Raw genomic sequence first — 7,823 nt, forward strand, 5'->3', positions numbered from 1 at the left:
GGCCCCCTAAACACGGACGATACCGACCCCGCCGTAATTGATTCAGATCAAACCGGGCAAATTTGCGCCCTAAAAATGCCCGATTTTACCCGATCCATTTTTTGCGCCGACATATGTCGAAAACTTGAAAAAGTAATTGCACCACCCCGATGGACGAAAAGAATCCAACGGCTTATCATAAATCAATTGATCAACAATAGCCGGGGCAGTGATTCGTGCGCGACAACGAACTTTCCGATATTCGCCAACTTCCCTTGTTCCGGTCGATGAGCAACGAAAACTACGCCACGCTGACCCGTGCCGCCTATGACCAGACCTTTCCCGCACAGGTCCAGTTATTCGAAGAGGCGTCGGGCGCGGATTTTCTGCACATTGTCATGGACGGCGCGGTAGAGCTCTTTGCCGGCTGGCAAGACCGCGAAACCACGTTAGAGGTGATCCGCCCGGTCACCACCTTCATTCTGGCCGCGTGCATTACGGATTCGCCCTATCTGATGTCGGCGCGCACGCTGGAAAAGACGCGCATCATCATGATGCCAACCGTCGATGTGCGCACGGTTTTCGATAAGGATCCGGCCTTCGCGCTGGCCGCCATGACCGAACTTTCCGCGTGCTATCGGCGCATCATCCGCCACGCCAAAGATATAAAGCTGCGCAACGCGCGCGAACGGGTGGCCGCCTATCTTCTGCGCACGGCCCCGGCAGAACCCACCAACGCCAGCTTTGTGCTGCCGCTGGAAAAACGGCTGCTGGCGTCCTTCATCGGGATGACCCCGGAAAGCCTGTCGCGGGCGATGCGGTCCTTGCAGGAACTGGGCGTCAAGGTTGAGGGTCAGCGCATCACCATCGCCAACCGGGCCGCGCTAGAATCTCTGGCCCATCCAAGCTGGCTGATCGACGGCCCCGACCTTCAAAATTCCCAGACCCGCGGCCCCTGATCAGCGCCGTTTGCGTTTATCGCGGTCTTTCAGCGCCTCAAAGCCGATGATCACATCCAAAAGCTCGGTCGTGATGGCGTCTTGCCGGGCGGCGCGGGTTTCGGCGGTCAGGTCTTCCAACCGCTCATCGACCGATTGTTCGGCCTGCTGCATCCGCGCCAGACGGGCGGCGTTTTCGGTCACCAGCGCTTCGGCAGCGGCGCGGAACATGCTGGTGAACAGAAATCCGCGCACCAGCGCCGCCAGCAGCGTTTGCGCCGGCAGGCTGAACTGCGGCAGGCTGCGCGACACCCAGGGCCGCGCCGCAAGCCCGCCAATCAGGTCAGGGTCCAGCGGTAACAGCCGCTGCGACGTTGGCGCCTGAAGCCCATGCGCGCCCCGCTGGGTAAACACCAGCGTCACCGCAATCGCCCCCGATATGCTGTCGCGGCGCATCACATCCAGCCGCGTGATCAGATGGCCCGCCAGCCGCCCCAACCCATCGGCCGTAGCGGGCGGCAGCAGCACCGCCTCGGGGGTGATGCCCAGACCCCGCAACGCATCCTCCAGCTGCGCGCCAACGCAGATCACCCGCATATCGGCGCCAACCTGCACCGCCTTTTCCGCCAAAACCTCGTTATAATTGCCGCAAAGCCCATGGTCAGACCCGAACGCCACCATGACCGGCACCGCCCCCGGTTCCGGCCCGATCGGCAAGGCGCCCTGACGGTGCAAGAAAGCGTGAAACCCGTCCAGCACGGTGGCGCGATACGCCTCGATCCCGCTTGCGGCCTGCTCATAGGGCAGCGCATTGATTGCGGCCATGGTCTTCATCGTGCGCACGATCCCGCGAATACTGCGAAGCGTTTCCGTGCGGTGGGTCAGCAGTTCAAGCGTTTGCGTCATTGCCCCCAGCCTCAATCGCCCTGCCCGCCAGCGCCAGAATTCGCGCGCGGTCTGCCTCGCTTAGCGGCGCGTCCGCGGCAATCTGCGCGGCCAAAGACCCGTCATCGGCCCCTATCGCGGCGCGAATTGCCGCCATCGCGGCGCCGGTTTGCGCCTCGTCCATCCCGTCCAGCAGACCCTCCATCGCGGCAATCAGCACCGCCAACTGCGCAGACGCGGGCATCGGGTCGCGCTCTGGCTGGCGTAGCGCGGCGCGCACGGCGGCCCCGCGCGTCAGGCGCGCACGGGTGGCGTCATCGAGCCTGGTGCCAAAGCGGGCAAACTCTTCCAGCTCTTCAAACTGCGACAGGGTCACGCGCAGGTTGCCCGCCACATCGCGAAACGCGCGCGACTGCGCCTTGCCCCCCACGCGCGATACGGAAACCCCCAGATCCACCGCCGGAAACTGGTTTTTGCGCACCAGTCGCGGCGACAGATAGATTTGCCCGTCGGTGATGGAAATCAGGTTGGTCGGAATATAGGCCGACAGGTTTTCGGCCTGCGTTTCTACCACCGGCAGCGCCGTAATAGACCCTCCACCGGCCGAAGGGGTGAATTGGCCCGCCCGTTCCAGCAGCCGCGCATGCACATAGAAAATGTCGCCGGGAAAGGCCTCGCGCCCCGGCGGGCGGCGTAGCAGCAGCGAAAGTTCGCGGTAGGAATGGGCGTGGTGGGTCAGATCATCCATCACCACCAGCACATCGCGGCCCTTGGCGGCAAAGCTTTCCGCAATGGTCATCGCGGCATAGGGCGCAATATAGGCCAGCCCTGGCGCATCTTCATCGCCCGCGGTGATGATCACCGTCTGACCCGTCATCCCGCCCTCACCAATGGCGCCAATCACCTTGGCCACCGCATCGCCGCGCTGACCGATGGCGCAATAGATACAGATCACGTCCGTCTTTTTCTGGTTCAGGATCGTATCGACCGCGATCGAGGTCTTGCCGGTCTGCCGGTCGCCAATGATCAATTCGCGCTGGCCCAGACCCACCGGCACCGCCGCATCCACCGCCTTCAGCCCGGTTGCCAGCGGCCGCGCCACCGCCGTGCGGTGCAAGATGTCGGGCGCCTCGGCCTCAACCGGGCGGCGGACCTTCGCGTCAATCGGGCCTTGTTCGTCACGCGGGCGGCCCAGCGGGTCAATCACCCGGCCCAACAGCTCCGGCCCCACCGGCACGCTGACCACCTGCCCGCTGCGGCGCACATCTTCACCCGGGGTGACACGATGCGACGGGCCCAGCAACACCACGCCCAGCCGATCCGGCTCCAGATCAAAGACGATGCCGCGCACCCCCGAGGCAAATTCCAGCAGCTCATCCGACAGCGCGCGGGCAAGCCCCGTCACAATCGCGATCCCGTCACCCACCTCGGCCACGCGGCCAATCTCGGTCAGTTTCGGGGTCGGCGCCGGGCTATCCAGCAGCGCCTGCACCAGATAAAGCGTTGCAGCATCAGGCCGCATCGGTGCGCCCCTTGACCAATAGCTGCGCGGTGCGGTCATCCAGAACATCCTCAAGCCCGTCAAGATAGCTGTCCACCGTCCAGGCCACCTGCCCGCCCCCCAGCCGCAGCGTCAGCCCCGGCGCAAGATCCGGGTCGGCACGAAACTGCACGCCAAACCCCGGGATCACCAGCGCCAGTTCATCTTTCAGATGCGCGCGCACCTCCTCGGGCAGCGGATCGCGGGTCAGCACCTCGGCGTCGCGCGCCGCGCCCGCGGCCTTGCGCAGATCAGCGGCCACCGGGCCAAGCCGGGCCACCGCATGGGCGGCAATACGCTGCTCCAGTGTCTCATCAGCCAGATCCGCCAGCGCCTTGCGGGTCAACGCCAGCAGCGCCTTGGCCCCGGATGTGTGCAGATCGGCGGTATAGCGGCGGGCCTCTTCGCGCCGCTCGTCCTCGTGCTTGGCCTGCTCAGCGACCAGCTGCGCGCGCGCCTCGGCCAGCAGCGCGCTGCGCTCCGCCTCGGCGGTGCGGCGGGCCTCTGCCAACATATCGGCGCGGTCAGCGCGCAGGCTGGCAATCTGCGCCTTGTAATCCGCCTCGGCGGCCTCGGCGGTTTTGCGGATCGCGTGGGCCTCGCCCATCCGCGTGGCGATTTCCGTCTCGCGCGCGTCGATCCCATCCAGGATCGGGCGGTACAAGAACCGCTTCAGCAGCCAGACCAGCACCAGAAAGTTGGCGATCTGCGCCGCGACCGTGATCCAGTCGACAGACATTCTCAGCCGCCCGTTCCCGCCGCCGCAAGGGCCGCGTTCCAGAACGGGTTGGCAAAGATCAGGATCATCGCAACGACAAAACAATAGATCGCGGTCGATTCAATCATCGCAAGGCTGACAAACAGGGTCCGTGACAGGGTGGCGGCGGCATCGGGTTGCTGCGCGATGGCATTCAGCGCGGTCGAGGCCGCCCGCCCCTCGCCCAGTGCCGGGCCAAGCGCGCCAAAGGACACCGTCAACCCTGCGGTAAAAATCGAAATGGCGGCAATGATGGCAAGATCTGTCATGTCTGGTCCTTTGCGGTTTTGGTCGGATCGGGCGGCACGGGCGCCGTGGCCGATGAGATATAGACAGTGGCAAGGATGGCAAAAATATACGCCTGGATCAGCCCGGTCAGCAGCCCCAGCATATCCATCACCACCGGAAAGAAGAACGGCGCCACCCCCAGCAGGATCGCGGCAATGACCGCCCCGCTCATGATATTGCCGTAAAGCCGGATCGCCAGCGAAATGCCGCGGGTGAATTCGCTGATGATGTTGAACGGCAGCATCACCACGGAAGGCTCGATATAGGTGCGCAGATAGCCGCCAAGCCCCCGGCTGATAATGCCAAACAGCGGCACTGCCACCAGAACCGCCAGCGCCAGCGCCGCCGTCGTTGAAAGCGAGGCCGTGGGCGGCCTGAACCCCGGCACCACCGTCAGCAGGTTTGCCGTGACAATGAACAAGAACAGCGTCCCGGTAAAGTAAAGCAGCGGGCGCGACGGGCGGCGGGTGATTTCCTCGATCTGCCCCTCGATGCCGCGCACGATCACCTCCAGCGTGGTGCGCCAGCGGTTTGGCGGCACATCAGGGCGCAGATTGCGGGTGATCAGAACCGAGATTCCGGTCAGCAGCGCCATCACCAGCCAAGTGTTGAAAATCGTCGCGTTGATGGCAATGCCCTGCCAGGCAAACACGGTGGTATCATCGGGCGTCAGCTCCATTGCCCGGCCTCCGGTTTGGCGGACGGCCGCGCAACCGCAATGACCGCAAACCGCACCAGCACAAAGGCCAGCGCAAACCCCGCCAGCGCGGTCGCGCCGCCGATATTGGCCACCAGCGCGCCAAACGCCAGCAGCGCCCCGATGCGCAGCGCCCCGCTTAGCAGCAATATCGGCGTGGGCCGCGCGCTGCGCAGCGCCAGCCGCATCCCCAGCGCCAGCCCCGCGAAAAACAGCGCCGCACCAACGCCCCCCGCCAGCGCCCCCAGCCCAAGGCTGCCCCAGTCGATGCCCGTCATTTGCCGCCCCCTTCCTTGCCGATCCATGCCGCGGCAATCATCGCGCCCAAAACCACCCCGCCCAGGATCAGCGCGATGGTCCAGGAAAACCCCTGCGGCGCCACCCGGTCCAGCCACAGGCCCAAAAACGCGCCGCCCACGGTTGGCACCGCAATCGCCCAGCCCACCATGCCGAAGGTGCCGATGCCGCTAAGCGGGCTTGGCCCCGGATCGTCGCGCGCGGCCTTCATCCGGCGGGCGCGTTCGCCAATGTCCTTGGCCGGTTTATCGTGATTGTCGGTCATGGGTGGGGCCTGCGCAAGATGCTGAACCGCCGCACCATATCCGCCTCCAGCCGCGACAGCGCGGCGCGCGCCACCCGTTCGTCATCCTCCATTTCGGCAAAGGTCCGGCCCACGGTTTCGCGCAAACTGTCCAGATCGTCGCCCTCTACGGCCCGGCGCACCGCAATATCGACCCGGTGGCCTTTTTTGACCAACAGCCCCTCATCAATGCCAAAGACCCGTTCCTGCCCGTCCGGCTCTGTCACCAGCAGGACCGAGGGCACCAGCGCCGTGACAAAATCCACATGATTGGGCAGTATCCCAAAGCCACCATCGGCCGCGGTCGCGCTTAGCCGCGCCGCTGGCCCCGCAAACAAGACGCGGCCCGGCAGGCGCAGACTGACCTGCATATCGCGCGCCATGCTCATGCTGCCCCCTTCAGGTCGGAAAGCCCGCCGATCATGTAATAGGCGCTTTCGGGCAAATCGAATTCCGTCTGCGCCAGTATCGCCTCGCAGCCGTCCAGCGTCTCGGAAATCGGCACCAGCTTGCCCACCGTCCCGGCCGAGGCGGTCACCGTGAAAAATGGCTGCGTCAAGAACCGCTCCAACCGGCGGGCGCGGGCAACGGTGGCGCGGTCATGCGCTGACAGCTCTTCGATCCCCAGCATGGCGATGATGTCGCGCAGCTCCTCATATTCGGCCAGGGTCCGGCGCACGGCGCGCGCAACGTCATAATGGCGCTGCCCCACCACCCCCGGCGTCAGCATGACCGAGGCCGAGGCCAGCGGGTCCACCGCCGGATATAGCCCCTCACTCGCCCGTTTGCGCGACAGCACGACCGAGGCCGACAGATGCGAAAAGATCGCCGCCGCCGCCGGGTCGGTAAAGTCATCGGCAGGCACATAAACCGCCTGAATCGACGTGATAGAGCCTTTTTTGGTCGAGGAGATCCGTTCCTGCAAGGTCGCAAGCTCGGTCGCCAGCGTCGGCTGATACCCCACCCGCGACGGCATCCGCCCCAAGAGCCCCGACACCTCTGATCCGGCCTGCACATAGCGAAAGATGTTGTCGATCAGCAAAAGCACATCCTGGCGCTTATCATCGCGGAAATACTCGGCCATGGTCAGCGCGGTCTTGCCAATCAGAAATCGCACGCCCGGCGCTTCGTTCATCTGGCCAAACAGCATCACCATCTTGTCGCGCACGCCGGCCTCGCCCATCTCGCGCCACAGCTCCTCGGCCTCACGCGACCGCTCGCCAATGCCGCAAAACAGGCTGACCCCGTGGTGATGTTCGATCGTGTTGTGAATAAGCTCGCTAAGCAGCACGGTCTTGCCCACGCCCGCGCCGCCAAAAAGCCCGGTCTTGCCGCCCCGTTCAATGGGCGACAAAAGGTCAATCGCCTTGATCCCGGTTTCCAGCACTTCGGCGCGCAATACCCGCTCGGACAGCGGCGGCGGGGGTTGATGGATCGGGCGATGATCGACCCCGGCGGGGGGCGGCAACCCATCCAGCGGCGCGCCAAAGACATTCAGCATCCGCCCCAGAACCGCCGCGCCCACCGGCACCTCGATACCCTTGCCGGTCGCCGTAACCGGTGCGCCCAGACCCAGCCCGCGCACCGGGCCAAGCGCGATGCAGCGCACCACCCCGCCCCCCACCAGCGACATCACCTCCAGCGCGATGCCGCCCGCGTATAAAAGCGCGTCGATGCGCGGCACCTGCTGCGCAAAGGCCACATCCACGACACCGCCCCGAATGGCAGTGATCACTCCGGCCTCAACTGGCGCTTCAATCCGGGCGTTCATATCAGTCCAACCTTTCAGCCTTTCGCTGGCATCATAGCCAATCAGGCGGGGGCCGGGCTTTGACCTTGATCAACAGCGCGTTCAGCCCTCGTCTTCGGTGCGTGCGCGCCACGCCGCGACAATCGCCTGCCGCGTCGGTTGCGGCTGCTGGTCAATCGCCTCGGCCAGATCGCGCAATTCGCGCCGCAGCCCATGCACCTGATCCAGCAGCGACAGCACCACCGGCACCGCATCTTCGGGCAGCGACATTTCCTTGCGCAGATCACAGACCAGCCGGATCCGGGCGATGTCCAATTCGTCAAAAACCGGCCCTGTGTCGCCGGTTGCGGGCCTGATCCAGCCTTCGCTGACCCATAGCCGCAGCTCGCTTAGCCGAACCCGGCGCACG

Annotated in this window: 11 protein-coding genes; 1 reads left to right on the forward strand and 10 read right to left on the reverse strand. The window is 65.0% G+C overall.

The window, feature by feature from the left end:
- The first annotated feature begins 215 nt into the window (after nucleotides 1–215).
- Nucleotides 216–938 (forward strand): helix-turn-helix domain-containing protein, encoded by a 723-nt coding sequence (locus ACM62R_RS02425; protein WP_415182480.1) that lies wholly within the window; start codon nucleotides 216–218, stop codon nucleotides 936–938.
- Here the strand turns inward: ACM62R_RS02425 and ACM62R_RS02430 are convergent, their stop codons facing one another.
- From ACM62R_RS02430 to ACM62R_RS02475, 10 genes are all read right to left on the reverse strand, one after another.
- The gene (locus tag ACM62R_RS02430) at nucleotides 939–1,823 is read right to left on the reverse strand and encodes a FoF1 ATP synthase subunit gamma (protein ID WP_415182481.1); all 885 of its coding nucleotides are present in this window, start codon (nucleotides 1,821–1,823) and stop codon (nucleotides 939–941) included.
- The gene (locus ACM62R_RS02435; RefSeq protein ID WP_415182482.1) at nucleotides 1,807–3,324 is read right to left on the reverse strand and encodes a F0F1 ATP synthase subunit alpha; all 1,518 of its coding nucleotides are present in this window, start codon (nucleotides 3,322–3,324) and stop codon (nucleotides 1,807–1,809) included. The genes ACM62R_RS02430 and ACM62R_RS02435 overlap by 17 nt, the downstream gene beginning before the upstream one ends.
- Complete coding sequence (locus tag ACM62R_RS02440; protein WP_415182483.1) at nucleotides 3,314–4,081, reverse strand: F0F1 ATP synthase subunit B; 768 nt, start codon at nucleotides 4,079–4,081, stop codon at nucleotides 3,314–3,316. Before ACM62R_RS02440 ends, ACM62R_RS02435 begins: the two co-directional genes overlap by 11 nt.
- Before the next feature lie 2 nt (nucleotides 4,082–4,083).
- A complete protein-coding gene (locus ACM62R_RS02445; RefSeq protein ID WP_415182484.1) occupies nucleotides 4,084–4,368 on the reverse strand; it encodes a F0F1 ATP synthase subunit C in 285 nt (94 codons plus the stop codon).
- Nucleotides 4,365–5,066 (reverse strand): F0F1 ATP synthase subunit A, encoded by a 702-nt coding sequence (locus ACM62R_RS02450; protein ID WP_415182485.1) that lies wholly within the window; start codon nucleotides 5,064–5,066, stop codon nucleotides 4,365–4,367. Before ACM62R_RS02450 ends, ACM62R_RS02445 begins: the two co-directional genes overlap by 4 nt.
- Nucleotides 5,057–5,362 carry an ATP synthase subunit AtpR gene (locus ACM62R_RS02455; protein ID WP_415182486.1) on the reverse strand — a complete coding sequence of 102 codons (306 nt, stop codon included), beginning with the start codon at nucleotides 5,360–5,362 and terminating at the stop codon, nucleotides 5,057–5,059. The genes ACM62R_RS02450 and ACM62R_RS02455 overlap by 10 nt, the downstream gene beginning before the upstream one ends.
- On the reverse strand, nucleotides 5,359–5,646 hold the full coding sequence (locus ACM62R_RS02460; RefSeq protein WP_415182487.1) for an AtpZ/AtpI family protein: 288 nt from the start codon (nucleotides 5,644–5,646) through the stop codon (nucleotides 5,359–5,361). Before ACM62R_RS02460 ends, ACM62R_RS02455 begins: the two co-directional genes overlap by 4 nt.
- Nucleotides 5,643–6,053 carry an ATPase gene (locus tag ACM62R_RS02465; protein WP_415182488.1) on the reverse strand — a complete coding sequence of 137 codons (411 nt, stop codon included), beginning with the start codon at nucleotides 6,051–6,053 and terminating at the stop codon, nucleotides 5,643–5,645. The genes ACM62R_RS02460 and ACM62R_RS02465 overlap by 4 nt, the downstream gene beginning before the upstream one ends.
- Nucleotides 6,050–7,435, reverse strand: a complete 1,386-nt coding sequence (gene atpD, locus ACM62R_RS02470; RefSeq protein ID WP_415182489.1) for a F0F1 ATP synthase subunit beta — start codon at nucleotides 7,433–7,435, stop codon at nucleotides 6,050–6,052. The genes ACM62R_RS02465 and atpD overlap by 4 nt, the downstream gene beginning before the upstream one ends.
- A gap of 81 nt (nucleotides 7,436–7,516) precedes the next feature.
- On the reverse strand, nucleotides 7,517–7,823 hold a 307-nt coding region (locus ACM62R_RS02475; protein ID WP_415182490.1), incomplete at its 5' end, for a chaperone modulator CbpM.

This window comes from Phaeovulum sp., assembly GCF_047638075.1.
Taxonomy (GTDB): Bacteria; Pseudomonadota; Alphaproteobacteria; order Rhodobacterales; family Rhodobacteraceae; genus UBA6197.